The sequence below is a fragment of the Burkholderia sp. 10_S31 genome, assembly GCF_056930375.1.
Genome location: NZ_JBXOWK010000001.1, coordinates 764,791 through 790,822 on the forward strand (window position 1 = coordinate 764,791; position 26,032 = coordinate 790,822).

Annotated in this window: 24 protein-coding genes and 1 pseudogene; 17 read left to right on the forward strand and 8 right to left on the reverse strand. The window is 65.8% G+C overall.

Features of this window, described 5'->3' with window-relative positions; translation table 11 throughout:
• The first annotated feature begins 221 nt into the window (after positions 1 to 221).
• Together AC1Z3W_RS03520 and AC1Z3W_RS03525 are read left to right on the forward strand one after the other, a co-directional pair.
• Positions 222 to 1,265, forward strand: coding sequence for an alpha/beta fold hydrolase (locus AC1Z3W_RS03520; RefSeq protein ID WP_483507031.1), 1,044 nt, complete (start codon positions 222 to 224; stop codon positions 1,263 to 1,265).
• Positions 1,265 to 1,807: a cytochrome P460 family protein gene (locus tag AC1Z3W_RS03525; RefSeq protein WP_057925910.1), complete on the forward strand. Its 543-nt coding sequence runs from the start codon at positions 1,265 to 1,267 to the stop codon at positions 1,805 to 1,807. The genes AC1Z3W_RS03520 and AC1Z3W_RS03525 overlap by 1 nt, the downstream gene beginning before the upstream one ends.
• Positions 1,808 to 1,992: 185 nt before the next feature.
• Here AC1Z3W_RS03525 and AC1Z3W_RS03530 read toward each other — a convergent pair whose 3' ends face one another.
• Together AC1Z3W_RS03530 and AC1Z3W_RS03535 are read right to left on the reverse strand one after the other, a co-directional pair.
• Positions 1,993 to 3,474 (reverse strand): virulence factor, encoded by a 1,482-nt coding sequence (locus AC1Z3W_RS03530; protein ID WP_483507033.1) that lies wholly within the window; start codon positions 3,472 to 3,474, stop codon positions 1,993 to 1,995.
• Complete coding sequence (locus AC1Z3W_RS03535) at positions 3,471 to 5,786, reverse strand: T6SS effector phospholipase Tle3 domain-containing protein (RefSeq protein WP_483507035.1); 2,316 nt, start codon at positions 5,784 to 5,786, stop codon at positions 3,471 to 3,473. Before AC1Z3W_RS03535 ends, AC1Z3W_RS03530 begins: the two co-directional genes overlap by 4 nt.
• 565 nt (positions 5,787 to 6,351) lie before the next feature.
• Here AC1Z3W_RS03535 and AC1Z3W_RS03540 point away from each other — a divergent pair.
• Positions 6,352 to 6,735: a DUF4148 domain-containing protein gene (locus AC1Z3W_RS03540; protein ID WP_124835687.1), complete on the forward strand. Its 384-nt coding sequence runs from the start codon at positions 6,352 to 6,354 to the stop codon at positions 6,733 to 6,735.
• An 82-nt stretch (positions 6,736 to 6,817) separates the two neighbouring features.
• Positions 6,818 to 7,609, forward strand: coding sequence for an alpha/beta fold hydrolase (locus AC1Z3W_RS03545; RefSeq protein WP_483507824.1), 792 nt, complete (start codon positions 6,818 to 6,820; stop codon positions 7,607 to 7,609).
• Positions 7,610 to 7,716: 107 nt separating this feature from the next.
• Here the strand turns inward: AC1Z3W_RS03545 and AC1Z3W_RS03550 are convergent, their stop codons facing one another.
• Positions 7,717 to 7,848 carry a hypothetical protein gene (locus AC1Z3W_RS03550; RefSeq protein WP_260428430.1) on the reverse strand — a complete coding sequence of 44 codons (132 nt, stop codon included), beginning with the start codon at positions 7,846 to 7,848 and terminating at the stop codon, positions 7,717 to 7,719.
• A gap of 223 nt (positions 7,849 to 8,071) precedes the next feature.
• Here AC1Z3W_RS03550 and AC1Z3W_RS03555 point away from each other — a divergent pair, with 223 nt between their 5' ends.
• From AC1Z3W_RS03555 to AC1Z3W_RS03575, 5 genes are all read left to right on the forward strand, one after another.
• Positions 8,072 to 8,542, forward strand: a complete 471-nt coding sequence (locus AC1Z3W_RS03555) for a rhodanese-like domain-containing protein (protein ID WP_175826279.1) — start codon at positions 8,072 to 8,074, stop codon at positions 8,540 to 8,542.
• Between the two features lie 28 nt (positions 8,543 to 8,570).
• Positions 8,571 to 9,530, forward strand: a complete 960-nt coding sequence (gene epsC, locus AC1Z3W_RS03560) for a serine O-acetyltransferase EpsC (RefSeq protein ID WP_057925907.1) — start codon at positions 8,571 to 8,573, stop codon at positions 9,528 to 9,530.
• Complete coding sequence (locus tag AC1Z3W_RS03565) at positions 9,527 to 9,748, forward strand: helix-turn-helix domain-containing protein (protein WP_057925906.1); 222 nt, start codon at positions 9,527 to 9,529, stop codon at positions 9,746 to 9,748. The genes epsC and AC1Z3W_RS03565 overlap by 4 nt, the downstream gene beginning before the upstream one ends.
• Before the next feature lie 135 nt (positions 9,749 to 9,883).
• The gene (locus tag AC1Z3W_RS03570; RefSeq protein WP_057925905.1) at positions 9,884 to 10,816 is read left to right on the forward strand and encodes a family 2A encapsulin nanocompartment shell protein; all 933 of its coding nucleotides are present in this window, start codon (positions 9,884 to 9,886) and stop codon (positions 10,814 to 10,816) included.
• Entirely contained in the window at positions 10,791 to 12,803 is a 2,013-nt protein-coding gene (locus AC1Z3W_RS03575) for a family 2A encapsulin nanocompartment cargo protein cysteine desulfurase (protein WP_483507038.1), read from the forward strand. Before AC1Z3W_RS03570 ends, AC1Z3W_RS03575 begins: the two co-directional genes overlap by 26 nt.
• 94 nt (positions 12,804 to 12,897) lie before the next feature.
• Here AC1Z3W_RS03575 and AC1Z3W_RS03580 read toward each other — a convergent pair whose 3' ends face one another.
• Entirely contained in the window at positions 12,898 to 13,512 is a 615-nt protein-coding gene (locus tag AC1Z3W_RS03580; protein ID WP_175826280.1) for a LysE family transporter, read from the reverse strand.
• A 222-nt stretch (positions 13,513 to 13,734) separates the two neighbouring features.
• Between AC1Z3W_RS03580 and AC1Z3W_RS03585 the strand changes: the two genes are divergently transcribed.
• Positions 13,735 to 14,883 (forward strand): porin, encoded by a 1,149-nt coding sequence (locus AC1Z3W_RS03585; RefSeq protein WP_124835691.1) that lies wholly within the window; start codon positions 13,735 to 13,737, stop codon positions 14,881 to 14,883.
• A 110-nt stretch (positions 14,884 to 14,993) separates the two neighbouring features.
• On the opposite strand, the gene groL is transcribed toward AC1Z3W_RS03585, so the two are convergent.
• Both groL and AC1Z3W_RS03595 read right to left on the reverse strand, forming a co-directional pair.
• The gene (groL, locus tag AC1Z3W_RS03590) at positions 14,994 to 16,634 is read right to left on the reverse strand and encodes a chaperonin GroEL (protein WP_124835692.1); all 1,641 of its coding nucleotides are present in this window, start codon (positions 16,632 to 16,634) and stop codon (positions 14,994 to 14,996) included.
• Between the two features lie 12 nt (positions 16,635 to 16,646).
• The gene (locus tag AC1Z3W_RS03595) at positions 16,647 to 16,937 is read right to left on the reverse strand and encodes a co-chaperone GroES (protein ID WP_057925901.1); all 291 of its coding nucleotides are present in this window, start codon (positions 16,935 to 16,937) and stop codon (positions 16,647 to 16,649) included.
• A 145-nt stretch (positions 16,938 to 17,082) separates the two neighbouring features.
• On the opposite strand from AC1Z3W_RS03595, the pseudogene AC1Z3W_RS03600 reads away from it, so the two are divergent.
• Positions 17,083 to 17,634 (forward strand): annotated as a pseudogene (locus AC1Z3W_RS03600) (MFS transporter); the annotation flags it as partial.
• 45 nt (positions 17,635 to 17,679) lie between these two features.
• On the opposite strand, the gene AC1Z3W_RS03605 reads toward AC1Z3W_RS03600, so the two are convergent.
• Positions 17,680 to 18,393, reverse strand: coding sequence for a hypothetical protein (locus AC1Z3W_RS03605; protein WP_483507041.1), 714 nt, complete (start codon positions 18,391 to 18,393; stop codon positions 17,680 to 17,682).
• Between the two features lie 298 nt (positions 18,394 to 18,691).
• On the opposite strand from AC1Z3W_RS03605, the gene AC1Z3W_RS03610 reads away from it, so the two are divergent.
• The 5 genes from AC1Z3W_RS03610 to AC1Z3W_RS03630 all read left to right on the forward strand — a co-directional run bounded on the left by AC1Z3W_RS03610 (position 18,692) and on the right by AC1Z3W_RS03630 (position 23,903).
• Positions 18,692 to 20,641, forward strand: a complete 1,950-nt coding sequence (locus AC1Z3W_RS03610) for an arylsulfatase (RefSeq protein WP_483507043.1) — start codon at positions 18,692 to 18,694, stop codon at positions 20,639 to 20,641.
• A 10-nt stretch (positions 20,642 to 20,651) separates the two neighbouring features.
• Complete coding sequence (locus tag AC1Z3W_RS03615; RefSeq protein WP_175826283.1) at positions 20,652 to 21,701, forward strand: formylglycine-generating enzyme family protein; 1,050 nt, start codon at positions 20,652 to 20,654, stop codon at positions 21,699 to 21,701.
• Positions 21,702 to 21,751: 50 nt separating this feature from the next.
• Positions 21,752 to 22,525, forward strand: coding sequence for a MetQ/NlpA family lipoprotein (locus AC1Z3W_RS03620; RefSeq protein ID WP_057925979.1), 774 nt, complete (start codon positions 21,752 to 21,754; stop codon positions 22,523 to 22,525).
• Positions 22,519 to 23,511 (forward strand): YkgJ family cysteine cluster protein, encoded by a 993-nt coding sequence (locus AC1Z3W_RS03625; protein WP_483507045.1) that lies wholly within the window; start codon positions 22,519 to 22,521, stop codon positions 23,509 to 23,511. Before AC1Z3W_RS03620 ends, AC1Z3W_RS03625 begins: the two co-directional genes overlap by 7 nt.
• Positions 23,512 to 23,576: 65 nt before the next feature.
• Complete coding sequence (locus AC1Z3W_RS03630) at positions 23,577 to 23,903, forward strand: antibiotic biosynthesis monooxygenase family protein (protein ID WP_057925895.1); 327 nt, start codon at positions 23,577 to 23,579, stop codon at positions 23,901 to 23,903.
• 62 nt (positions 23,904 to 23,965) lie between these two features.
• Here the strand turns inward: AC1Z3W_RS03630 and AC1Z3W_RS03635 are convergent, their stop codons facing one another.
• Positions 23,966 to 24,898 (reverse strand): LysR family transcriptional regulator, encoded by a 933-nt coding sequence (locus tag AC1Z3W_RS03635; RefSeq protein WP_057925894.1) that lies wholly within the window; start codon positions 24,896 to 24,898, stop codon positions 23,966 to 23,968.
• Between the two features lie 205 nt (positions 24,899 to 25,103).
• Between AC1Z3W_RS03635 and AC1Z3W_RS03640 the strand changes: the two genes are divergently transcribed.
• Entirely contained in the window at positions 25,104 to 25,877 is a 774-nt protein-coding gene (locus AC1Z3W_RS03640) for a putative hydro-lyase (protein WP_057925893.1), read from the forward strand.
• Positions 25,878 to 26,032: the final 155 nt, after the last annotated feature.

Sequence of the window (26,032 nt, forward strand, 5' to 3'; positions counted from 1 at the left end):
TGCCGAAACGCGCCGTTTCGCGTGCGATTTTGAATCGCTGTGTGTCGTCCTCGAACACAGATACGTTGGGATACAAAGCATCCGGATGGTTCGGATATAAAACCGGTGAAGCGATTCACACGGCGGCGCGGTGCCATGCGCCGCCGCCCTGAACGGTGATACCGGAGCGCCCGCATGTGCCGCGGGCCCCTTCCTTAGCGATCGACAATGGAGAACGCGTCATGCCTGATACCGTGAACACCCGCCGCCGCCTGATTCTGGGTACGACACTCGCCAGCCTGAGCCTGGCCGACCTCGGGTTCGGCTCGCTGGCTCGCGCGCAGTCGGCGCCCGATGCGTCGACGCCGAAGCGCGCGGCCGGCGCGGCGTCGCTCGGCAAGATCCACCAGATCGACGCCGGCGTGCTCAACGTCGGGTATGCGGACCTCGGGCCGAAGAACGGCCCCGTCGTGTTCCTGCTGCACGGCTGGCCGTACGACATCTACAGCTACGCGGAAGTCGCGCCGCTGCTCACGGCGGCCGGTTATCGCGTGATCGTGCCGTACCTGCGCGGCTACGGATCGACGACGTTCCGCTCGGCCGACACGGTGCGCAACGGCCAGCAGGCGGTGACGGCCGTCGACATCGTCGCGCTGATGGATGCGCTGAAGATCGACCGCGCGGTGTTCGGCGGCTACGACTGGGGCGCGCGCACGGCCGACATCATCGCGGCGCTGTGGCCGCAGCGCGTGAAGGCGCTGGTGTCGGTGAGCGGCTACCTGATCGGCGGCCAGCAGGCGAACAGCAAGCCGCTGCCGCCGCAGGCCGAATTCCAGTGGTGGTATCAGTTCTACTTCTCGACCGAGCGCGGCGCGCTCGGCTACGCGGAGAACCGCGATGCGTTCAACAAGCTGATCTGGCAGCTCGCGTCGCCGAAGTGGCAGTTCTCCGACGAGACCTATGCGCGCAGCGCCGCGTCGTTCCGGAACCCCGACCACGTGGCCGTCGTGATCCACAACTATCGCTGGCGCCTCGGGCTCGCGAAGGGCGAGGCGCAATACGACGACATCGAGCGGCGGCTCGCGGCCGGCCCGGCCATCACCGTGCCGACGATCACGATGGAAGGCGACGCGAACGGCGCACCGCATCCGGAACCGGCCGCGTATGCGAAGAAGTTCACCGGCAAGTACCAGCACCGGACGATCACCGGCGGCATCGGCCACAACCTGCCGCAGGAAGCGCCGCAGGCGTTCGCGGATGCGATCCTGCAAGTGGAGCATCTGTGATGCGGGCAGGTTCGGGTGTCGTGCGTCGCGGCGCGCGCCGTGCGCTGGTTGCGGGTGTGCTGCTGGCCGGCGCGTTGTCGGCGAGCGGCCCGGCCGCGTTCGCGGAGCAGCCGCAGCCGGCCGCGGCCGCGTCGCCGATCTATGGCGTGACGATCCCGCCCGGCTACCGGAAGTGGGAAATGGTCGCGCCGGCGGAGGAAGCCGCGCCGCTCGACGAATTGCGCGTGGTGCTCGGCAACCCCGTCGCGATCCGTGCGCTCGAGCAATCGACGCTGCCGTTTCCGGACGGCACGATCCTCGTGAAGCTTGCGTACAAGCGCAAGCAGTCGGACGAGTTCGCGCCGGCAACGGTGCCCGGCCAGGCGACGACCGTGCAGGTGATGGTGAAGGATTCGCGTCGCTATGCGTCGACGGGCGGGTGGGGTTTCGGGCGCTTCATCAACGGCGTGCCGGCCGATATCGGTCAGCACCAGACGTGCTTTGCGTGCCACCAGGCGCGCGTGAAGAATCACGACTTCGTGTTCACGCGGCTGGCGCCTTGATGGTGTGTGTGCGGAGGCCACCGAGCGTGTGTTGCGGGGCACGCTGTTCACTGGCGTTCTATCGTCGGTGGGAGGGTGCGTGGGACTTCGCTCGGCCGGGATGAGTCGTCGTGCTTTGGCCATTTCGTTCGATGACACGGCGGCGGCAACCCGGTCGCTCGGACTGCGCCGCCGTGTCGCTTACATCACCACGAATAGCCCTGCATGCCGTAATCGGTATCGTATCGACGCCCCCACCACGGCAGGTAGGCGTTGTTGCCGCCGCGTGCGCGGAACCAGTCTTTGGTTGGGTCGATCGGTGTGAGCGTCGATGGCGGCATGACGACGACTGCGACGGGATGTTCAGCGTCGGTCGTGCCGGCGACGAGTGCATTGCCGCCGAAGTGGTTGATTCGGCCGATTGCGAGCGCGACGTCGGTCAGTGCGCTACCGGTTCCCATGTCGCCGAGTAGGGCAGCGGTATTGAACGTCTGCTTCCGGTGGTCGTATTCGGGGAGGGTTTCGGTCAGGGTCTGCGCGAGCGCGACAAGACGCGATGATGCTGCATCGCTGCCGTTGCCGGCGTCGTGGACGATGTAACTCAGGTCGGTGACCGCGACGCCGGCGTTGCGTGCCGCTTCGGCGATAGTTTCCTTCCACGCCTGCACGGCACGCGTCGTGCCGACCTTCGGCGAAAAGTCGTGCGTGTTACCTGTTGCGGCTTTGCCGATCCAGGCAAGCGGCTCGCGCTCGGTGTTGAAGTTCGGGCCGGCGAGGAACAGTACGACAAGGTTCTCGTTGATCTGTGCGTCGGTAGGCGGGAAGTTCGGTGCGTCCCAGTTCATCGCCCACACGGTCTTGTCGGGGTTTGCCTGCAGGTAGTCCAATGCCTTGTTCAGCGACGTAAAGCCGGTATTCGCGCCGCCTTGCGTGATCTGAACATCAGGGGGCGTATCGCGGCTCCAAAGCGTCTTGGGCGACGGTGGGCCGATCTCGAAGCATTCGACAAATTCATTGGTCAAGTACGTCTTCGCCTCGATAGGATCGAGCCTCGGAGGTAACGCGAGCTCGATATGAATTCCGGCAAGCTCGCGCCAATCTTTGGCGTTCTCGGATTTCACGGTGTAGAAATAGCGCGCGTTCGCGAAGTAGCGAGAACGCATCAACACGAAAAACTTGTTCACGTACTTGTGATAGAAGCCCTTGAATGTTTCCTCGCCATCGTTCCCGTAAACCAATGCTCCAATGGACCGAAGCGACGAATATTTCTCGGGCTTCGTACGCACCATGTCATCATTCTTGTTCGGTGAAGCGAGCCGTTGCGCCCACAACAACTGCCATTCGATCGGGTAGTCCATGCGTTGTAATGGATTCAACCACATCAGGCCGACAACCTGGGCTACGAATGGCTTGACCGGTTCTTCGACTGCCGACGCTGCATTCCCTTCAAGCTCGCGGGGGGAGGCAGCTTGTGCTGGACGCATGATGGCGGTGGTGAACAGAAACACCACAAGTGCAGTCAAACCGGGTACCAAAACGAATCGTTTCATCCAATCTCCTATTTCCAAATGTGCCGGGTCGGGTTGTTCTACGTGCGCCATCAGCGTGGCCATGAGCACGGTGGTGATCAACCATGTCGAAACAGCGATGGCGACGCGTCGCGGCAACGTGGCGATCAGTGCCTTCATACGAAACCCCCGGCCTTCAGATAGAACTCGTCTTCACGTTTGTCCGTGATCGCCTCGGGAATATTTCCTTCGCTATTCTTGGCATGTACCCATTCGTGCATCGACATTCGATCAAACGTTCCATATTTAAAGTACTTGGCGTAGTTCTTGTTCGGGTTGGTATCTGGAATGCCGTCCCCCATCCGCCAATCCGCCTCGACGCGTAGGGCTTTGATCTGCTTCTCCGTCAGGTAGCACAGGCCCACAGCAACGTCATACGCAAGCGCCTTCTCGGCGTGCTCAGGATTGGTCATCGTCGTGGAATGGTTGGTCGGACTATTGGTCGAACCACGGTCGAGCCAATCGACAATCTGCTTGTCGCGCCATTCCTTGTAGCCTTCCGGCATCGCGCTTTTTCCGTCCTCGCCGAGTACGTGGCCGTCGCTATCGAGCCATTCCGTGTTCAGCGTTCGACGCGCCTCCATCCGCATCAGCGCGCGATCCTCATAACGCTGCCCGGCCTCGGTTTCCGCAGTACCTTGCGCTGCACTATCTGCGTTCTTTGCCTTGTACTGGTCGTAGGGATCGTCGGCCCGCTTATCTGCATCGGCCTTGCTCGCATCGCGCCATGCGGCTGGCGGGTCGTTACCTTCGTTGAAGTCGCTTACCGCGTCACCGTCCTTTGTTTCGACCGGCTTACCGAATCGCAACGACTTCGGCGGGAACGGATCATCAAGTGCCGGAGCATCCGCCACCACGGTCCAGCCCTTCGGCGGATCGGCGTTCACGCGGAGCATGTTCAGCGCCGAACTGATTCCGGTCACGACGAACATGAGCGGCGCAGTCACAAGCGTCGCCGCCATCCCGAGAACAGATTCATTCCCTTTGATCGCGCCAATGAGATTGAACTTGGCGGGCGGCGATGGCGGATACCAGAAGCCCGGTTTCGTTCCTTGCTTGCCATGCCGCCAGTCGTCTTCCCAATACCGGTAGGGCTTCTGCACGCCGACTGGAAAGCCGGATGCGAACACCCGCTGTGTCAGGATGCCTGCCGCACCGATATCGTCGAGTTCATGCTTGCTGATCCCTCTCCAGCCGATGCCTTGAACGGTGACAGCTGAGATCACCTGATCGTGCGGACAGCAATACGCAGTGACACGGCCATACGTCGACCCATTCAAGCCGTGCCGAGCGCGATCCTCTTGCGTTGCATAAGACCGATTGCTGGTCGGCGATACCCGCTTGTTTTCCATGTCTTCATCGATCTTGTCGGCGGGCAGTTCGTATGCTTTGCGAGCGCCGATGATCGATAGAAACTTGCCGAAGGTCTTCGTGCGTGCGGCGTAGGTCTGCCTTCCGCGCTGACCGCTCGCGTCCTTCGTCGCGCGTTGCGACCATGTATCCATGAACGTGTCGGATTTGTACGGGCCGTCCGCATTCGCCAGGCTATAAGGCGCATTCGCCAGAACGTAGGCGTCTGCCACGCAATGGCCGGTGCTCCCCCACGGATCTTCGACATCAGGGAAGGCGTCGCCGAAGAAAGCCGCTGTCAGGCCGACGATGTTGCCTTGGCTGTGACACACAACAGTAATGGGTACACCGGCCTGCATGCGGCGAATCGACTCGATCAGCCTGGCCAGTCGCAATGCGGCGAGCACGCCATAGGCACGGGGCGGTGCGCGGTACAGCGGCCGATTGGTCGGATTGATGCCCTGCACGGTCATCCATCCCATCGTTCGATCGTCCAGACCGCCGTGCCAGAGATCGGGCAGGCTTGCACAACCGTTCGTGAACGGGCCGCCGCCCCAATAGTCCTTCTCGTTCAGGGAGATCTTGTCGCCGTATTCCTTCAGTTCGGCCGCCGTTGCCCGATAGCCCCACCGGAAATGAATCACGGGCGAGAACGACGGATCGGGCTTGATGTAATTGTCAGCCAGCAAATCGGGATTCAGGAACCCATCCGGCGTCACGCTTTCCGTGTACTTCGCGGGCGTCAACTGCCCGGCGTCGATGCCGTGATACATCATTTGATCGTTCAGACGCCCGAGCCGGCGATTCAGACCTTTGCACAGCCCGTCCTCCGTCGCGTCGAACCATTCGCCTTCGGAGTTCACGCCATGTACGAAGATCACAATGCCGGGCAAGGGCATCTGCTTGAGGCAGATGAGTCGTACGCCTTTCGTGAACATCGTCACACCTTCGCCCCGACCGACGATGATCGGCGGCGGTTCAGGGCGCGGTGCAGCCGCATCAGGTGATGTATCGACTTTCGCACCGGGGCCGTCGGCGCGAGCATCCGCAACCGGTTGCGAATCGACAAATGAATCAGTCATCCAAACTCCTGAACATCCAAGACACGTTCCCCCGGTATCGGACGATCACGAAGAAAATCGATAAGTATCCGAATCAATGGAGAACAGACGCAAGGCGGCAAGCATATCGAACGAGCGCGCGTGGCAAGCGCCTATGTCGGGAAAATGCGCGCCGAGCGCGATGGCGACGAACGCAAATTGTCAGAATGTGTTTCAAGGCGAACATCCGTCGCGTTGCTTCATCGCTCAAAAAGCGATGCGGAAGCACGCTGTCTCCCAAGCCATCGCGGCGCTCGGCCCGTCATCCGGCGATGTAGCCGTCTGACGCGCTGCATACGACATTGCGTCTGTATCTGTCCACGATTAATTCGCTATCGTCCGTACCTACGTAGCGCGACCGACGAGTTTGTATCGCACTGTATCTATCGCCGCTTCGGAAACATCGGATTGCACTGAAGCCAGGATTCGGAAACATGCCGGATACGTGAGCGGGTTCTACTGTCGACATGCAGGAAACGTTCGATGCCAGCCATCTGGATCGAATGCCGAATGATCGACAGACCCACTTCCTTCAAGGAGAACACTCATGAAAGCCGCTCGAATCCTCGCCGTTGCCGTCCTCGCCGCCATCCCCGCATTGTCGTTCGCCGATACCGGCCACGGCCTCACGCGTGCCGAAGTGCGTGCCGACCTCATCCGGCTCGAGAAGGCCGGCTACAGCCCGGCGAGCAGCGAAGCGCATTACCCGGACGATATCGCCGCCGCGCAGAACGCCGTCGCCGCCGCACAGCAGGTCGCGCGTTCCGACCAGAACGGCCCGTCGAAGTCGCAGGGCGACAACGTCGCCGCCACATCGGCACCGGCTGCCCGCGTCACCGCCGCCGACACGCACGCTGCACGGAACGAACGAAACGCACAAAGCGCACAAAACGCGCGCACGGACGCCGACGATCTGTACGCGCATTCGTGATCCGTTGCCGCGCCTGCTGCAGGCTGGCGCGACCGCATCACACACACCTCACATGAACAACACGATGGAAAGGAGCATGACGATGGTCGGTTCGACGAAACGGGTTCTGGTGTCCGCGGCGGTGCTCGGCGGGCTGTTCGGTGCGGTCGCGGCGCAGGCGGCGACGAAGGACGACCTGAAGGGAACGAACGTCGTGCTGGTGCACGGTGCGTTTGCCGACGGGTCGAGCTGGAATCGCGTCATTCCGCTGCTCGAGGCGCGCGGCCTGCATGTCGTATCGGTGCAGAACCCGCTGAGCTCGCTCGCCGACGATACGGCCGCGACGAAGCGCGCGATCGACGCGCAGAAGGGGCCTGTCGTGCTGGTCGGTCATTCGTGGGCCGGTGTCGTGATCAGCGATGCGGGCAACGACGACAAGGTGAAGTCGCTCGTCTACGTCGCCGCGTTCGCACCGGACAACGGCCAGTCGATCGCCGACGTCACACAGGGGCTGCCGGCGCCGGCGTGGGCCGGCGAGCTGCGCAAGGACGCAGGCGGTTTCGCGACGCTGTCGGACAAGGCGATCGCGCAGGATTTCGCGCCGGACCTGCCGCCCGCGCAGCAGCGCGTCGTCGCGGCGATACAAGGGCCGTGGTACGGTGGCTGCATTTCGGAGAAGGTCGCGCAGGCCGCGTGGCATGCGAAGCCGTCGTCGTTCGTCGTCGCGACGCAGGACCGGATGATTGATCCGAAGCTGCAGGAGGCGATGGCGAAGCGGATCGGCGCGACGGTCACGCACGTGAACGGCAGCCATGTCGCGATGCTGAGCCAGCCGAAAGCCGTGGCCGACGCGATCATCGCGGCCGCGGAACGTGCGAAGCAGGATGCGCAGTGAGTGAAGCGACGGCGATCCGCTCGTTTGATGGGGTGACAGGCGTGATGCGTCGGCACCGCGCCGCGCCCGCCGGCCATGGTTCATCGATTCATCGAACCATCGAACCATCAACGCGCGCCATTCGACCCGGCGCGCGATTCCATTCCGGATTCCATGACACCGTGCAGCACCACGCGTGCCGCACCGTTCTTGAGTTCGCTGCCCCCTGATTCTTTCAGAAAACCTTCGATGCGTGACATCGAACGGCCACCTGCTCACATCCCCGGCAAGAATCCGCACCGATAGCGCACGCCTCTGCTATTGCATTTCGCGCGCCGCTGATTAGGAAATGAATTTTTATTGGTTCTGCTTCCCCGACCGCGCTCGCATAGTGGGGCTGACGGCTATAGACAGCACGCAAGCTGCACCGGCCGCATTCCCGGCGTTGTTGATCATACGAATCTGCGAGAACAAGGAAGCGTGATGACGTTTGCATTGGAAGAAGAAACGGCCGCCCGGCAGGCGCTCGAAGGCGCCCGCGCGGCGGCCGCATCGGCGGGTACGCCTTACGCGGGCGGCGTGGCACCGGAAACCGCATGGGCGCTGTTCTCAGCCGGCGACGCGTTGCTGGTCGACGTGCGCACGGCGGAAGAACGGAAATTCGTCGGCCACGTGCCGGAGTCGCTGCATGTGCCGTGGGCGACCGGCACGAGCCTGACGCGCAACCCGCGCTTCGTGCGCGAACTGGAAGCGAGGACCGGCAAGGACGCGGTGGTGCTGTTGCTCTGCCGCAGCGGCAATCGCTCCGCGCAGGCGGCCGAGGCCGCGACCAAAGGCGGCTTCACGCAGGTATTCAACGTGCTCGAAGGATTCGAGGGCGACCTCGACGAGCAGCAGCATCGCGGCAGCCGGAACGGCTGGCGCCATCGCGGCCTGCCGTGGGCGCAGGACTGAGTCACGGCCGTTACGGGGAGAAGTCAGCATGGCCGCATTCGACATCGACGACATTGTTCAGTCGCTACAGACCGTGCGCCGCGCGTGGCGCGAGAAGCAGCGGCGCTCGCTCGAACCGGGCGGGCGCGACCTGCCGGCGCGCGAGGCGCTCGCACAGATCATCGGCGCGCTGAAGGGCGTGCTGTTCCCGATGCGGCTCGGGCCGCCCGACCTGCGACAGGAGAGCGAGAACTTCTATGTGGCCCATGCGCTCGACGCGGCGCTGAACGCGCTGCTTGCGCAGGTGACGCTCGAACTGCGCTACGCGGCGCGGCAACGCAACGCCGACGCGCAGATCGACGAAGTGGCCTCCACTGCCGTGCAGGCGTTCGCCACACGCCTGCCCGACATTCGCCGGCTGCTCGACAGCGACGTGCTGGCCGCATTCCATGGCGATCCGGCGGCCGGCAGCGTAGACGAAGTGCTGCTCTGCTATCCCGGCATCCTCGCGATGATCCACCACCGGCTCGCGCACGAGTTGTACCGGCTCGGGTTGCCGCTGCTCGCGCGGATCATCGCCGAGCAGGCGCACGCGGAAACCGGCATCGACATTCATCCGGGCGCGCGCATCGGCGGCGGCTTCTTCATCGACCACGGCACGGGTGTCGTGATCGGCGAGACGGCGATCATCGGCGAGCGCGTGCGCGTGTACCAGGCCGTCACGCTCGGCGCGAAGCGCTTCCCGCGCGATGCGGCCGGCCATCTGGAGAAGGGGCTCGCACGTCATCCTATCGTCGAGGACGACGTCGTGATCTATGCAGGCGCGACGATCCTCGGCCGCGTGACGATCGGCCGCGGCGCAGTGATCGGCGGCAACGTGTGGCTCACGCAGGACGTGCCGGCTGGCGCGAACGTCACGCAGGCCGTGCTGCGCAGCGAGGCGAATACCGTGCCGCGCACGCGGAGCGAGCCGGCCGAACCGGTGCCCGACACACAGGTGACCACATGAGCGACCTGATCCAGCACTTCGGCGCCAACGTGCGCAAGCTGCGCGAAGCGCGCACGTGGTCGCAGGAGCAGCTCGCCGAACACGCGGGTCTGAATCGCTCGTATGTCGGCGAGATCGAGCGCGGCGAGGCGATCGCGTCGATCGTCACCGCCGACAAGATCGCGCGCGCGTTCGACGTGTCGATCTCGATGCTGTTGCCCGGCGTATACGTGACCTGACGTATCCCGCCTCTTTTCCCGTTCGGTTGTGCCGTGTGACGGCTATAGCATGTTGAGCCGGCAGGTGCGTGCTTCCGATAATCACCAAGCGTCATAAGCAATCCCGTTTTTCATCTTAAGAACCCGGAGCCACACATGTCGACCGTTGCAAGCGGCACGGCCGCGCTGAGCGATCACGCCGCCCGCCAACTAGCGAACGCTACCAAGACCGTCCCGCAGCTTTCCACGATTACGCCGCGCTGGCTGACCCATCTGCTGCAGTGGGTGCCGGTCGAGGCCGGCATCTATCGCCTGAACCAGGTGAAGAATCCGGAAGCCGTGCGCGCCGCGTGCACGCAGCTCGAGGACGAAAGCGTGCTGCCGCAGACCTTCGTGCCGTACGAGGAACAGCCGCGCGAGTATTTCCTGAACGCGGTGAGCACGGTGCTCGACGTGCATACGCGGATCTCCGATCTCTACAGCAGTCCTCATGACCAGATCAAGGAACAGCTGCGCCTGACGATCGAGACGATCAAGGAGCTGCAGGAAAGCCAGCTGATCAACAACCCGGACTACGGGCTGCTCGCGAACGTGACCGACGAACAGCGGATCTTCCCGCTGACCGGCGCGCCGACGCCTGACGATCTCGACGAGCTGCTGACCAAGGTGTGGAAGGAACCCGCGTTCTTCCTCGCGCACCCGCTCGCGATCGCCGCGTTCGGCCGCGAATGCACGCGACGCGGCGTGCCGCCGCCGACGGTCAGCCTGTTCGGCTCGCAGTTCCTCACGTGGCGCGGCATTCCGCTGATCCCGTCGGACAAGGTGCCCGTCGCGGACGGCAAGACCAAGATCCTGCTGCTGCGCGTCGGCGACAAGCGCCAGGGCGTCGTCGGCCTCTATCAGCCGGGCGTCGCGGGTGAGCAGGGCCCGGGCCTATCGGTGCGCTTCATGGGGATCAACAACCAGGCGATCGCGTCGTACCTGATCTCGCTGTATTGCTCGCTCGCGGTCCACTCGCCGGATGCGCTGGCTGTCCTCGATGACGTCGAAATCGCCAAGTACCATGACTATCCCGACACCTACCGTTAATCCCGGCTCGACCAGCAGCGACGCGCTCGCGTTGCCGCACGCGCCGCTGCCGGCCGGCTTGCCGGATCCGGCGGCGCTCGCGCGGCTAGCGTCCGAGTTCTTCGCGACACCCCCCGGGCAGGCCACCGCGCCCGGCCTGTCGGCAGGCAGCGGGGCGGCCGGCGGCGTGCCGTCGGCGTTGCCGGCTGCGGCACCGATCCTCGCGTCGGTGAGCAATCCGGCGCCGGCCGGCTCGCCGCTCGCCGGGCCGGGCGGCACGGGCACCGGCGTGCCGGGCCTTGCGCTGCCGCAAGGCAAGGCGCCTGGTGCGAACCTCGCGCCGTCCGCGCCGACGCACGTGCTGTCGCTGGGAAACCGCGTGCCCGCGCTCGCGCCGCATGCGGCCGCGCAGAACGGGCTGCCCGACAACGCGGTGTCGATCGCGCCCGCGTTCGAGCCGCGCGTCGGCGGCGCGGCGCTCGGCGTGCCGCAGGCGAATGCGGCGGTGTCGGAGCGTGCGGTGAAGGCCGCGCCGGCCGCATCGCCGTATTACTTCACCGACGGTTCGCTGCAGGGCTGGCAGGCGACGCCGCAGGACATCGTCGTGCCGTCGAACGGCCTCGCGTCGCCGGAAGCGTTCGGGTTGCCGGGCGACGATGCGTTGCGCGACCTGCTTGCCGTGCATCGCGACGTGCCGGTGTCGCGTGCATCGGGCGCGGACGTGCCGCGTTACTTCATCGACGATGCGCATGCCGCGGAGCCGCAGGGCAACCTGCCTCGCGGCGCGCATCCACCGTTCGATGTGAACGCGATCCGTCGCGACTTCCCGATCCTGCAGGAGCGCGTAAACGGCAAGCAACTCGTCTGGTTCGACAACGCGGCGACGACGCACAAGCCGCAGGCCGTGATCGATCGTCTCGCGTATTTCTATGCGCACGAGAACTCGAACATTCACCGCGCGGCGCATGCGCTGGCAGGCCGCGCGACGGATGCTTACGAGCATGCGCGCGACACCGTGCGACGCTTCATCGGCGCCTCTTCGCCGGACGAGATCGTGTTCGTGCGCGGCACGACCGAGGCGATCAACCTGATCGCGAAGACGTGGGGCGTGCAGAACGTCGGCGAAGGCGACGAGATCGTCGTGTCGCATCTCGAGCATCACGCGAACATCGTGCCGTGGCAGCAGCTCGCGGCGCTCAAGGGCGCGAAGCTGCGCGTGATTCCGGTCGACGATTCGGGGCAGGTGCTGCTTGACGAATACCGGAAGCTGCTCAACGATCGCACGAAGATCGTGTCCGTCACGCAGGTGTCGAATGCGCTCGGCACCGTCGTGCCGGTGAAGGAGATCGTCGAGCTCGCGCATCGTGCGGGGGCGAAGGCGCTCGTCGACGGCGCGCAGTCGATCTCGCACATGCGCGTGGACGTGCAGGCGCTCGATGCGGACTTCTTCGTGTTCTCCGGGCACAAGATCTATGGGCCGACCGGGATCGGCGTCGTGTACGGCAAGCGCGCGATCCTCGACGACATGCCGCCCTGGCAGGGCGGCGGCAACATGATCGCGGACGTGACGTTCGAGCGCACGGTATTCCAGCCGCCGCCGAACCGCTTCGAGGCCGGTACCGGCAACATCGCGGATGCGGTGGGGCTGGGCGCCGCGCTCGACTACGTGAGCCGGGTCGGCATCGAGAACATCGCGCGCTACGAACACGATCTGCTCGCGTATGCGACGCGCGTGCTCGCGCCGGTGCCGGGCGTGCGACTCGTCGGCACCGCGCGCGACAAGGCGAGCGTGCTGTCGTTCGTGCTGAAGGGCTATGAGACGGAAGAGGTCGGACAGGCGCTGAACGAAGAGGGTATCGCGGTGCGCTCGGGGCATCACTGCGCGCAGCCGATCCTGCGGCGCTTCGGGCTCGAGGCGACAGTGCGGCCGTCGCTGGCGTTCTACAACACGTGCGATGAAGTCGATGCGCTCGTGAGCGTCGTGAGAAGGCTGGCCGCGCGGCGCTGAGGCATGCAGTCTGCGAGAAGGCCGCTTGTGACTCCCGGCAACGGGAAGTCGCAAGCGGCCTTTTTCGTGTGGCGATGCGGGAACGTGGCGCCGCTCAACGTCCCGCGAGCATCCGTCCGCCGAGCCCCATCAACAAGAGCCCGGCCGTCGTATCGAGTACGGCCTTGCGCCGGATCAGCAACCGGCGCACCGACGGGTGCGACGCGAGCAGCGCCATCGCGCAGTACCACGCGCCCGAGATCCCGATCGACAATGCGACGACCGTCAGATCGAACCATGCCGGTGCGTGAGCCGGCACCATCAGCGCGAAGATACTGCCGTAGAACGCGACGGCTTTCGGGTTCGTCATGCTGACCACATAGCCTTTCTTCGCGGCGTGCCAGCCGCAGGACGCGGCCGGCGCGGAAACGCTCAGCGGCTTGCGCGCGGTCAGCAGCATTTTCAGGCCGAGCCAGATCAGGTAGGTGGCGCCCGCCAGCCGCAGTGCGGTGTGTACCCAGGCGACGTGGGTCACGAGCAGGCTCAGTCCGGCAATCGCGATCGCGGCCCAGGTGCCCGATGCGGCGGCGAGGCCGAGCCCGGTCATCACGCCGGCGCGGCGCTGCGCGACCGCGGTCGACGTGACGATCACGAAGTTCGGGCCCGGGCTGGCCACGCTGAGCAGCAGGACGCCGGCGAGGGGCAGCAACGTGTTGATGGTGGTCGACATGGCGGCGGGCGGCGAAGCGGGAGGGCTTTCATCTTACCCGAGCGCGATGCGCGGCCGCAGCACGGCCGCGACCGCGATTGTTGACGATGCTGGAAAGGTCCAATCCAGAAGCGGCAATAGGTGCCGCGAATATGGCCGATTATTCTCCCGGTCGCAGTAACGGCATCCGCCAGCGAATGCTGTCGGACTGCTTACAAAATCAATCGCTCAGGGAGGCCTTTCATGACACGTATCGTCGTCACCGGTGGTATCGGCGCCGTTCTCGCCGTTGCAGCATCGTCCGCGTTCGCGCAGAGCTCCGTTACGCTGTACGGCCTCGTCGATACGGCGATCCGTTATCAGACGAACGCCGGTCCCGACGGCAAGGATCTGATCGGGATGACGGTCGGACCGGAAACGCACAGCCGCTGGGGCTTGCGCGGCAGCGAGGATCTCGGCGGGGGGCTGTCGGCGATCTTCCGTCTCGAAAACGGTTTCGAGCTCGGCGACGGCAAGCTGCACGTCGCGAACACGCTGTTCAGCCGGCAGGCATACGTTGGCCTGTCGAGCAACCGGTACGGCACGCTGACGTTCGGCAACCAGTACGCGCCGCTGTACGACACGATGGGCGACGTGTTCGATCCGATGACCGTCGGCGACTACTGGCAGGATAGCTGGGCGTACAACGGCATCGGCAACTACCTGACGGTGCCGAACTCCGTGAAGTACAACTTCTCGTACAACGGGTTCAGCGTCGATGCGATCTACGGGTTCGGCAATCATGCCGGTGCGATGGGCCTCGACAGTACGTACGGCGTGGAGCTGACCTACGCGCGAGGGCCCGCATCGATCAACGCAGGCTTCCAGCAGACCTCGGTGTCGTCCGTGAACGGCAGTGCGGTCAACGGCGCGAAGGTGAGCTTCCTGCATGTAAGCGGGGCATATCGGGTCACGCCGTCCGTCCGCCTGCTCGCCGGCTGGCTGCACGGCCAGGACAAGACGGGCACGACGGATTTCAACATGCAGCAGGCCGGCGCGCCGACGCTGGTCGGCGGCAGCCCGAATCGCATCGACGATACGTTCTACGTCGGTGCGAACTGGCAGGCCACCACGCCGTTGCTGATCACGGTGGCCGGCTATTACGGCCACGCGCGCAACGCGCAGCGGCTCGATGGCACGCTCGGCTCCGGGATCAACTACTCGGCGACCGTACTGGCCGAATACGCGCTGTCGAAGCATACCGAGGTATATGGCACGGTGGATTTCGCACGCGGCAACGGGGCGTTCGCCGCCGACTATCCGGGTGCCACCAACCCGCTCACGGGCAAGGTCGACCAGATCGGCCGGACCAACAACGTCGGGGCCGCGATCGGCCTGCGCCAGATGTTCTGATGGCGGCGCGCTTGGCGGTCGCGAACAAAAAACGCGTGGCGACTGGTGCCGCCACGCGTCGTGGGTACAGCATGCGGTCGCCCGGCTCGGGCGGGCCACATTGACTGGCGTCAGAAATCGAACCCTGGCCCGCCTGCACCCGGGCCGCCCTGCACCGTGGCTGGCGCCGCATCCTTCGGCGCTTCGAACACGGTCGCATCGGTCGTCAGCAATAGCCCCGCGACCGACGCCGCGTTCTGCAGCGCGGTGCGCGTGACCTTGGTCGGATCGAGCACGCCCGATTCGACGAGGTCGCCGTATTCACCGGTCTGCGCGTTGTAGCCGAAGTTGCCCACGCCTTCCGCGACCTTCGCGACGACCACGCTCGCTTCCTCGCCCGCATTGGTGACGATCTGGCGCAGCGGTTCCTCGAGTGCGCGCAGCACGATCTTGATGCCCGCGTCCTGGTCGGCGTTTGCGCCCTTCAGTTCGCGGATCGCCTGCCGCACGCGGATCAACGCGACGCCGCCGCCAGGCACGATGCCTTCCTCGACAGCCGCGCGCGTCGCGTGCAGCGCGTCGTCGACGCGGTCCTTCTTCTCCTTCACTTCGATTTCGGTCGCGCCGCCGACCTTGATCACCGCGACGCCGCCCGCAAGCTTGGCCACGCGCTCCTGCAGCTTTTCGCGATCGTAGTCGGAGGTGGCTTCTTCGATCTGCACGCGGATCTGCTTCACGCGCGCCTCGATGTTCTTCGCGTCGCCCGCGCCGTCGATCACAGTCGTGTTTTCCTTGCCGACCTCGATGCGCTTCGCCTGGCCGAGTTCGGCGAGCGTTGCCTTCTCGAGCGTGAGGCCTGTTTCCTCGGCGACGACCTGCCCGCCGGTCAGGATCGCGATGTCCTCGAGCAGCGCCTTGCGGCGATCGCCGAAGCCCGGCGCCTTCACCGCGACCGTCTTCAGGATGCCGCGAATGTTGTTCACGACCAGCGTCGCAAGTGCTTCGCCTTCGACGTCCTCCGCGATGATCAGGAGCGGCCGGCCCGACTTCGCGACCTGTTCGAGCACCGGCAGCAGGTCGCGGATGTTCGAGATCTTCTTGTCGTGCAGCAGGATGTACGGGTTCTCAATCTCGGCGATCTGCTTGTCCGCGTTGTTGATGAAATACGGCGACAGGTAGCCGCGATCGAACTGCAGCCCTTCGACGACGTCGAGCTCGTCGGCGAGCGACTTACCGTCCTCGACGGTGATCACGCCTTCCTTGCCGACGCGGTCGATCGCCTCGGCGATGCGCTGGCCGATCGACTCTTCGCCGTTCGCCGAGATCGTCGCGACCTGTGCGATTTCCTTGCTGGTGGTGGTCGGCTTGCTGATCTTCTTCAGCGCGTCGACGGCCGACGCGACGGCCTTGTCGATCCCGCGCTTCAGGTCGAGCGGATTGAGCCCGGCCGCGACGTATTTCTGGCCTTCGCGCACGATCGCCTGAGCGAGCACGGTGGCTGTCGTCGTGCCGTCGCCGGCGGCGTCGCTGGTGCGCGATGCGACTTCCTTCACGAGCTGCGCGCCGACGTTCTGCAGCTTGTCCGCGAGTTCGATTTCCTTCGCGACCGACACGCCGTCCTTCGTGACGACGGGCGCGCCGAAGCTGCGTTCGAGCACGACGTTGCGGCCCTTCGGCCCGAGCGTGACCTTCACCGCGTTCGCGAGAATGTTGACGCCTTCGGTCAGCTTCGCACGCGCGACGTCGCTGAAAATGATTTCCTTCGCTGCCATGATTGCACTCCGTTATTGATTGACGACCGCGACGATGTCTTCCTCACGCAGCACGAGGAATTCGTTGCCGTCCACCTTGACGGCCTGGCCTGCATACTTGCCGAACAACACGCGTTCGCCGACCCGCAGGTCGGGCACGATGCGCTGGCCGTCCGCGTCCTTGCGGCCGGGGCCGACGGCGATCACTTCGCCCTGGTCGGGTTTTTCAGCGGCGCTGTCGGGGATCACGATGCCCGAGGCGGTGGTGGTTTCCTGGTCGAGTCGCTTCACGATGACCCGGTCGTGCAAGGGGCGTAGGCTCATCTTTCCGTCCTGTTCTGTTGCGTCGAAATTGGCTGGCACGCTTCATCAGAGAGTGCTGACGAGTATAAAAACGCGCGGCGACGCGATCCAATAACGGATTCGGAAAAGCATTTGCGCGAATGCGCTATGGATGGGGAACGAGGCGGGGCTGTTGCAGGCCTTCGGCACGATAGGCCTCACGCTGTTTCTGCCGCTGCTGGTGAAGAGCCTGTCGGGGCAATCGAGCTTCGCGGTCGGCAGCCTGTCCGCACTGCCGTTCCTGATCGCGTGCATCGCGATGTATCTGAATGGCCGGCATTCGGACCTCGGCGGCGAACGCGCGCTGCATCTCGGCGTGCCGATGCTGCTGGCCGGCGCGTTGCTGACCGGTGCGATCTATACGCCCGCGCTGCCCGTTGCATACGCATTGCTCGTGTTCGCGGTCGGGTTCAACTGGGCCGCGACGCCGGTGTTCTGGGCCGTGACGACCGAATACGTGTCGGGCCTCACGGCCGCCGCGTCGATCGCGCTGATCAACGCGGTCGCGAACATCGCGGGGCTGGCGCTGCCGCCGGTGATGGGACACATCAAGGACGTGACGCATTCGTACGATCTCGCGCTGCTGCTGGTCGCCGTGGCGCTGCTCGTCGGCGGCGTCCTCGGGTTGCGGATTGCCTCGCGGCGGGCGATGCCGCTGGCCGCGCGGCGTGCCGGATGAGCACGCCAGCTGCGCGGTTGCGCACGGCTCGCCGTGCCGACTAGGTCAAGCATGCTTGGCCGCCTTCGCCATCGTTCGATGCAGCAGCACGAGCTCGATGAGTTCAACCTGATAGACGTAGCGCGACTGGACCACCTTCAACGCCATCGAGCCGACGGACAGCCCGAAGACCAATGCAATGCCCCATACGATGGCGGTATTCAGGAAATTTCCGGAAACGAATCCGCTTGTCAGCGTACTCTGCAACCACGGCAAGCCACCGGCGTCCTTGATGTTCGAGAGCGTCACGGCAAGCAGCGCATAGGCGGCCGTTCCGCCGCCGAAGAACGACACGGCGCGCGCGTCGAGGCGCTTCACCTTGAGTTGCAGGACGTGCCGCGCATACTCGAGCGTGCTGTCGTCGTAGCCGGCCAGCAGCAGTGCATGCTTCTCGTCGGTCTCCACCTCGCGCGTGATGGTGTTCAGCGTTTCCGATTTCCAGCGAAACATCTGGACGATGCCGGCGACGGGTTCGACGGTGAGGGAGAGCAGGCTGAACAAGACCGTCAGTACGTAGAACACGATGGCGACGTGCTGCTGCCACGGTGCCGGGGCCGCCTTGTGCCAGAGCGCCAATGCGCCGAGCAGCACGAAGCAGACGCCGCCTCCCGCGAGCAGAAGTCGCGCCGCTTTGCGTGCCCGCTCCATCGACAGGCCTTTTGCGGGGCGGTAGGGTTCGCAGGTCGATAGCACTTTCAGTACGTCGGTGATTTTTGACATCGGGTCTCCAGAGGGCATTGGGTGATCGGGATGCTTCCGCTCGCCGTGTTTGCGACGCGCATCATGCGAGGTGCGGTTCGAGCGCGATACGGTTGCTCGCTTTCGTCGCGGCGTGCGACGGGATTATGCGTCGCGGCTTCCGTCATTCATCTCGAAATTGGGGCGGCCCGATGCAGAGGGACGCCATCGAGCCCGCGCGCATATTCCCGCACCCCGTTAGCATGTGACGAATCCGACTTTGGGCGCCGCGCGGGCGCCGCTAAGATCGTCGATCCCGTAGATCGAGCGATCCACAACAATGAAAAAGTCCGCTTCGCCGTTGCTTGCCTTCCGTTTCCGTGTAGTGTGCGCCGCGATCGCCGGTGCGATGTCGCTGGCATCGTGCGGCGGCGTTGACAGCGATCCGCCGCCGCAGGCCGGTACGACGCCCGAAGTCAGGCATCCGAACATCCTGTACATCATGGCCGACGATCTCGGCTACTCCGATATCCATGCGTTCGGTGGCGAGATCCACACGCCGAACCTCGACGCGCTCGTCGCATCGGGCCGCATCCTGTCGAACCACCACACCGGCACCGTGTGCGCGATCACCCGCGCGATGCTGATTTCCGGCACCGATCATCACCTGGTCGGCGAGGGCACGATGGGGGTGCCGACCGACGAGCGGCGCGGGCTGCCGGGCTACGAGGGCTATCTGAACGACCGCGCGCTGTCGTTCGCACAACTTCTGAAGGACGCCGGCTATCACACGTACATCGCGGGCAAGTGGCACATCGGCTCGGGGATCGTCGGCAGCACGACGGGCAGCGGGCAGACGCCGGATCAATGGGGCTTCGAGCACAGCTACGTGCTGCTCGGCGGCGCGGCGACGAACCACTTCGCGCACGAGCCGGCCGGCTCGTCGAACTACACGGAAGACGGTCGCTACGTGCAGCCAGGCCAGCCCGGACAGCCGGGCGGTACGGGCGGCAACCCGGCCGTGTTCTATTCGACGGATTTCTACACGCAGAAGCTGATCTCGTACATCGATTCGAACAAGCAGGATGGCAAACCGTTCTTTGCCTACGCGGCATACACGTCGCCGCACTGGCCGCTGCAGGTGCCGGACCCGTGGCTGCATAAATACGCGGGCGTGTACGACGCCGGCTACGACGCGATCCGCAACGCACGGATCGCGCGGCAGAAGGCGCTCGGCCTGATTCCCGCCGATTTCAAGCCGTTCGACGGCCTGCCCGAAACGACGACGGCGTCGCCGGCGATGGCGAATGACGGCACCGCGAGCGCGAAGTACGTCAGTGCCGTGCATTCGGCCGCCGACGGCTACAGCGACTACGGCGCCGGCAAGGTCGACAAGCTATGGGCGAGCCTGAGCCCGGCCGAGCGCAAGGCACAGGCGCGCTACATGGAGATCTATGCGGGGATGGTCGAGAACCTCGACTACAACATCGGCCTGCTGATCCAGCACCTGAAGGACATCGGCGAATACGACAACACGTTCATCATGTTCCAGTCGGACAACGGCGCGGAAGGCTGGCCGATCGACTCGGGCGCGAATCCGACGGCGACCGACACCGCGAACGCACAGGAGCCGATCTATTCCGCGCTCGGCACCGACAACGGCAAGCAGAACGCGCAGCGGCTGCAATACGGGCTGCGCTGGGCCGAGGTGAGCGCGACGCCGTTCCGGCTCACGAAGGGCTATTCGGCCGAAGGCGGCGTGTCGACGCCGACGATCGTTCGGTTGGCCGGCCAGACGCAGCAGTTGCCGACGCTGCGCGCGTTCACGCACGTGACGGACAACACGGCGACCTTCCTCGCGGTTGCGGGCGTCACGCCGCCGTCGCAGCCGGCGCCGCCGCTCGTGAACACGCTGACGGGTGTCGACCAGAACAAGGGCAAGGTCGTCTACAACAACCGCTACGTATATCCGGTGACGGGCCAGTCGCTGCTGCCGGTGCTCACCGGCTCGGCGACGGGCGAAGTGCATACGGCGCCGTTCGGTGACGAAGCGTATGGCCGCGCGTACCTGCGCAGCGCCGACGGTCGTTGGAAGGCGTTGTGGACCGAGCCGCCGCTCGGGCCGCTCGATGGCCACTGGCAACTGTACGACCTCGCGGCGGATCGCGGCGAGACGACCGACGTGTCCGCGCAGAACCCGTCGGTGATCAGCACGTTGGTCGACCAGTGGAAGGCCTACATGAGCAACGTCGGCGGCGTGGAACCGCTGCGTCCGCGCGGCTACTACTGAGGACGGCACGATGCGGTTCCGCTTCTGGACGCTCGGCGCGGCGCTCGCGGCCACGCTGTTCGCCGCCGCGTTTGCCGCCGGCTATGCGAGCCCGTCGGCGTCGCCCGCCGGGGCCTTCGACGACGCGAATCGCGGCCGCACGCTCGCGCCGCTCGGCACGGAGCGGCAGTGCGAGCGCTACTCGGGCCTGCCCGCGCAGTGGCGCGACGACCCGAAGGCCGGGATGGTGCACCTGAGCGGCGGCGCATTCGTGTTCGGCAGCACGCGCGGCTATGCGGACGAGCGTCCGGTCGGCGACGGCAAGACGCGCGTCGGCGGCTTCTGGATCGACCAGACCGACGTGACGATCGCGCAGTTCGCCGCGTTCGTGCAGGCGACCGGCTATGTGACCGAGGCCGAGCAGCAGGGCGGCGCGGCGGTGTTTCATGTGCCGACGCGCGACGAGCTGAATGCACGCGACCTTGCATGGTGGACGTGGGTGAAAGGCGCGTCCTGGCGCACGCCGCGCGGCCCCGGCAGCAACGTCGACGGGCTCGGCAACCTGCCCGTGACGCTCGTCACGCAGCGCGATGCGCTCGCATACGCCCACTGGCTCGGCCGCGACCTGCCGACCGAAGCCGAATGGGAATACGCGGGCAAGGCCGGCCGCGACGACGCGTCGCTCGATGCGGCGCCGCGCGACGCGAACGGCAAGCCGGCCGCGAACTACTGGCAGGGCGCGTTTCCGGTGCTCGACACGGCCGAGGACGGCCATGCGGGACTGGCGCCGGTCGGCTGCTACGCGGCGAACGGCTTTCGCCTCTACGACATGATCGGCAACGCATGGGAATGGACGAAGGATGCCTACACGGGGCCGCACCAGTCGCATACGAACGGCGATACGGCGGCCGTCGCACCGCCGACGCGCCGGCACGACACGCCAATGGTGATCAAGGGCGGCTCGTTCCTGTGCTCGCGCGATTACTGCGTACGCTATCGCGCGTCGTCGCGCGAACAGCAGGAAGCCGATCTCGGCGCGTCGCATATCGGGTTTCGCACGATTCTGAGGGATGCGTCATGAAGCGCGCGGGGCGGATCGTTGCCGCAGGGTTGATCATTGCGTGCGGCGTCATGCATCCGGCGTGGGCCGCGGCCGCGGAATTCGCCGCGCCAGCTGCGCCCGCCGCGCCGGCGGTGCGCGTCGGCGTGACGCGCGGCGTGCATGCGGCAATCCTCGACGAGGTGAAACGCGTCGCTGCCGCGCGCGGGCTGGCTGTCGACGTCGTCGAATTCGACGACGCATCGCGCATCGATACCGCGCTCGCCGATGGCAGCATCGACGCGGCGAGCTTCGAGGATGCCCAGCGCCTGAGCGCCACGCGCGCGGCGAAAGGCTATGCGCTGAGCGCCGTCGCGCCGACCGTCACGCTGCCGATGGCGCTTTATTCGCGCAAGCTGAAGAACCTGAACGAACTGCAGCCCGGCGCGACGGTCGCGATCCCGTCCGATCCGCGCGGGATGGCGCGCGCGCTCGTGCTGCTGCAGAACGACACGCTGGTGACGCTGCGCGAACAGGCCGGCCTGCATGCGACGCTGCACGACGTGACCGGCAACCGGCTCGCGCTGAAATTCGTTGCGCTGCGCCGCGACCGGCTTCGTGCGGCGCTCGACTCGACCGCGTTCGTCGCGATCGACAGTGACGACGCCACGCGCATGGGCCTTCAACCGGCGCGCGACAGCATCAATCTCGAGGACGCACGCTCGCCGTATGCGAGCGTGCTGACCGTGCGCGACGCCGACCGTGCGAAGCCGTGGGTCGCGCAACTCGTCGCCGCATATCACTCGGACGACGTCGCGCATTTCATCCTGACGCGCTACCAGGACTCGGTGCGACGGCCGTGGTAGACGACTACCGCCTCGCGTGCAATGCATGCGGCCGCTGCTGTAACAGCGCGCCGACGCTGTCGTTGCGCGAACTGTTCCGGCATCGGAACCGCTTCGTCGGCGCGCTGACGATCCATCGCGTGCCGAAGCGGCGCATCGGTGAACGAACGCGCATGGCCGGACACGAGCAGGCGCTCGACGCGAACGACGTCGCGGCCGCCGATGCGCTGGCCGACCGACTGTTCCATCGCAGCGTCGTGAATGACGAATGGCTCGCACTGACGCTGCAAGGCTACGACTATCCGTCGCTGGGCCGGTGCGCGGCGTTGGCGGACGACGGCCGTTGCGGCGTGCATGCGGACAAGCCGTCGATCTGCGGCGCGGTGCCGCTCGATCCGATGCTGCCGGACCGGTTGCAATCTCGTGTACTCGCCGGGCGGCGCGCGGAGACGGCGTGGCTGGGTGCGAATTGCATCGTCGGCGCGGACGACGTTACGGCTTCGGTCGAGACGACGCCGGCGATACCGCTGGTCACGGCAGGGCAGGTCGCCGACCGCGCGGCGCTCGACACGTTTCGCGAGGCGCTCGTGTTCGAGCGCGCGGTGTGGCGCGATGCGGTGTTCGCATCGCTGATCGACGGCGGCCCGCACGTACGCGCCGCATTGGCGCGACTTGCGCCCGGCGGCTACCTGACGATGTCGATCGTGCCGGTGTTATTTGCGGTCGCGTCGATCTCCGCTCGGTGCCGCATGCTGTGCGTCGACTTCATCGACGCGCAGCGCGCGTTGATCGACGCACGCATCGAAGCGGCACTCGCGCGCCGGCGTCTCGACGACCGGCCGGCGACACGCGAGTTGCGCGGTTTCGCGGAGGCACTCGAACGCGCGCGACACGCGCTTGCCGCGATGCCGGCAACCATGGCAACTGCGACAAACACGCAGGCCGACGCCCCATCCATCGACGCGTGGCTCGCCGATCGACCCGACCCCGTCGAGAGCACCGCGTGACGACAGCGACCCGCCACGCGTGCCTTACACTTGGCGCTCTTTCATTCGTCTCCGACGGAGCGCGCATGTACGCATCGACCTTCATTTTTCGCGCCGGGCAATACGACGACGAATTCCACCGCCTCGACCGGCAGATCGCCGACATGGCGCGCGCGACGCCCGGCTACCTCGGTGAGGAGACGTGGGAGAACGCCGAGGCCGGGCTGATCCAGAACGTCTACTACTGGGAATCGGAGGCGGCGCTGCAGCAGTTGATCCAGCATCCCGCGCATCTGGAAGCGAAGGCGAAGCAGGCGCGCTGGCTGGACGGTTATCGCGTGGTGATCTCGCAGGTGCTGCGCGAGTATGGCGACGGCAAGCTCGGTCAGCCGCATGCGGGGCTGCACGCGTAAGACGATCGCCGAATCGGCGCTTCACGCGCCGTGGGTGAACTGCCCGGCAGCCGCGTACCGCATCAAAGTGCCTCGACCAGCAGCCGGTTGCTCTTCTCGCAATACTCGTGACACGCGACGCGCGCGGCGATCGACGCGCCGTGCACGAACTTCGGCGCGTCGGCCCGGCGCGACATCGACACGACGATCGACGGCGGCGACGGCTGCAGCGGCAGCTCGACGACCTCGCCGCTCGCGATCAGCGCATCGACGAACAACACCGGAATCGCAGCGACGCCGAAGCCGTCGCGCACGAGCTGCACGATCACCGAGATCGACGGCGAGCCGGTGATGCGCGTTTCCGACAGCGGCACGCCGTGCGCGTGCGCGAGCGTGCGCACGATGTCCTCGAGCGCACGGTGCGGCGCGGTACCGCGCCCGTAGGTCAGGATCGGCTGGCGCAGCACCTGCCGCGCGAGGCCCGTGCGCGTGGTCGGCAGCAGCCCGGCGCGCGCGATCCAGCGCACCGGATAGTTCGCGAGCGCGTCGCAGACGACCGACGCTTCGTCGCTGCCTTCCACCCGAATGATCAGGTCGAGCTCGCCGGCCATCAGCCGGCGCTGCAGCACGACGCTTACGTCGACGGTCAGGTCGATCTCCAGTTGCGGATAGTCGGCGGCGAGGCGGCGCAGGTAATGCGGCAGCCAGCTGTGCACGACCGTCTCGATCACGCCGAGCCGCAGCTTGCCGCGCAGCGCGCTTTCGCCGGCCGCGGCGGCCTGCAACTCGTGCGTCGCCTCGACGACGGCCTTCGCATAGCCGAGCAGGTACTCGCCGTTCGGCGTGAGCCGGAACTCGCGGCTGTCGCGATCGACCAGCACGGTCTGCAATTCATCTTCGAGCGCCTTCAGGCGCTGCGAGATCGCGGCCGGCGTCGCGTGCAGCGCGGCGGCCGTCGTGCGGAAGTTGCGCAGCTTCGCGAGCGTGACGAAGGTTTCGAGAAAACGCGTGTTCATGGCGATCGGACGGACGTTGGACGCGCAGCTTGCCGGTGAAGAAAAGTGAACGGGACCGGGGAAAACCCCGAGATCCGTTAAGAAATTCTATACACCAGACGCAAAAAAACTCGTTGGCGACAAAATTTTTTCTTTTCTATTCTTCGCCGTATCCGCTGACGCAACCCCGTCATCCCGACGACATCCCGATCTGCCATCGAACATCATGACGCCTTCCGAATTCCGCCAGTCCGTACGCAACGGCACGTTCCGCAGCCCGACGGCCGGCCAGTGCGGCCCGTTCGCGCAAGCGAATCTCGCGATCCTGCCGAACGCGTACGCGCACGATTTCCTGCGCTTCTGCCAGGCGAACCCGAAGGCGTGCCCGCTGCTGGGCGTCGGCGAACCGGGCGCGTTCCGGCTCGACGTGCTCGGCGAGGATCTCGACATCCGTACCGACGTGCCGAGCTACAACGTATACCGCGACGGCCACCTGACCGAGCGGGTCGAATCGCTCGAGGCGCTGTGGCGCGACGATTTCGTGGTGTTCGCGATCGGCTGCTCGTTCTCGTTCGAGGACATGCTGGCACGTGAAGGAATCGGGTTGCGCCACATCGAGGAGGGGCGCAACGTGCCGATGTACCGCACGTCGATTCCGAACCGCCGCGCGGGGATTTTCGGCGGCCAGCTGGTCGTGTCGATGCGGCCGCTGCGCGGCGCCGACGCGATCCGCGCGGTGCAGATCACGAGCCGGTTCCCGGGCGTGCACGGCGCGCCGGTCCATATCGGCCATCCTGAAGCACTGGGCATCGCCGATCTCGGCGCGCCCGATTTCGGCGACGCGGTGACCGTGCGTGACGGCGAGCTGCCGGTGTTCTGGGCGTGCGGCGTGACGCCGCAAACCGCGCTGATGGAAGCGAAGCTGCCGCTCGCGATCGCGCATACGCCCGGCTACATGCTGATGACCGACATCACGAACGCGTCGCTGGCCGTGTTCTGACCCGACCGATGCCGGCGGCCTGCACGGCCGCCGGTCCGGCCCCGACGCGGCGGTACGCCGCGCCGCAGAGGATCCGCCCGGCCGGAGGGCGGCGCGCAGCCGCGGCGTAATGATCGCGACGCACGCTCGACACGCACGACACGCACGACACGCAC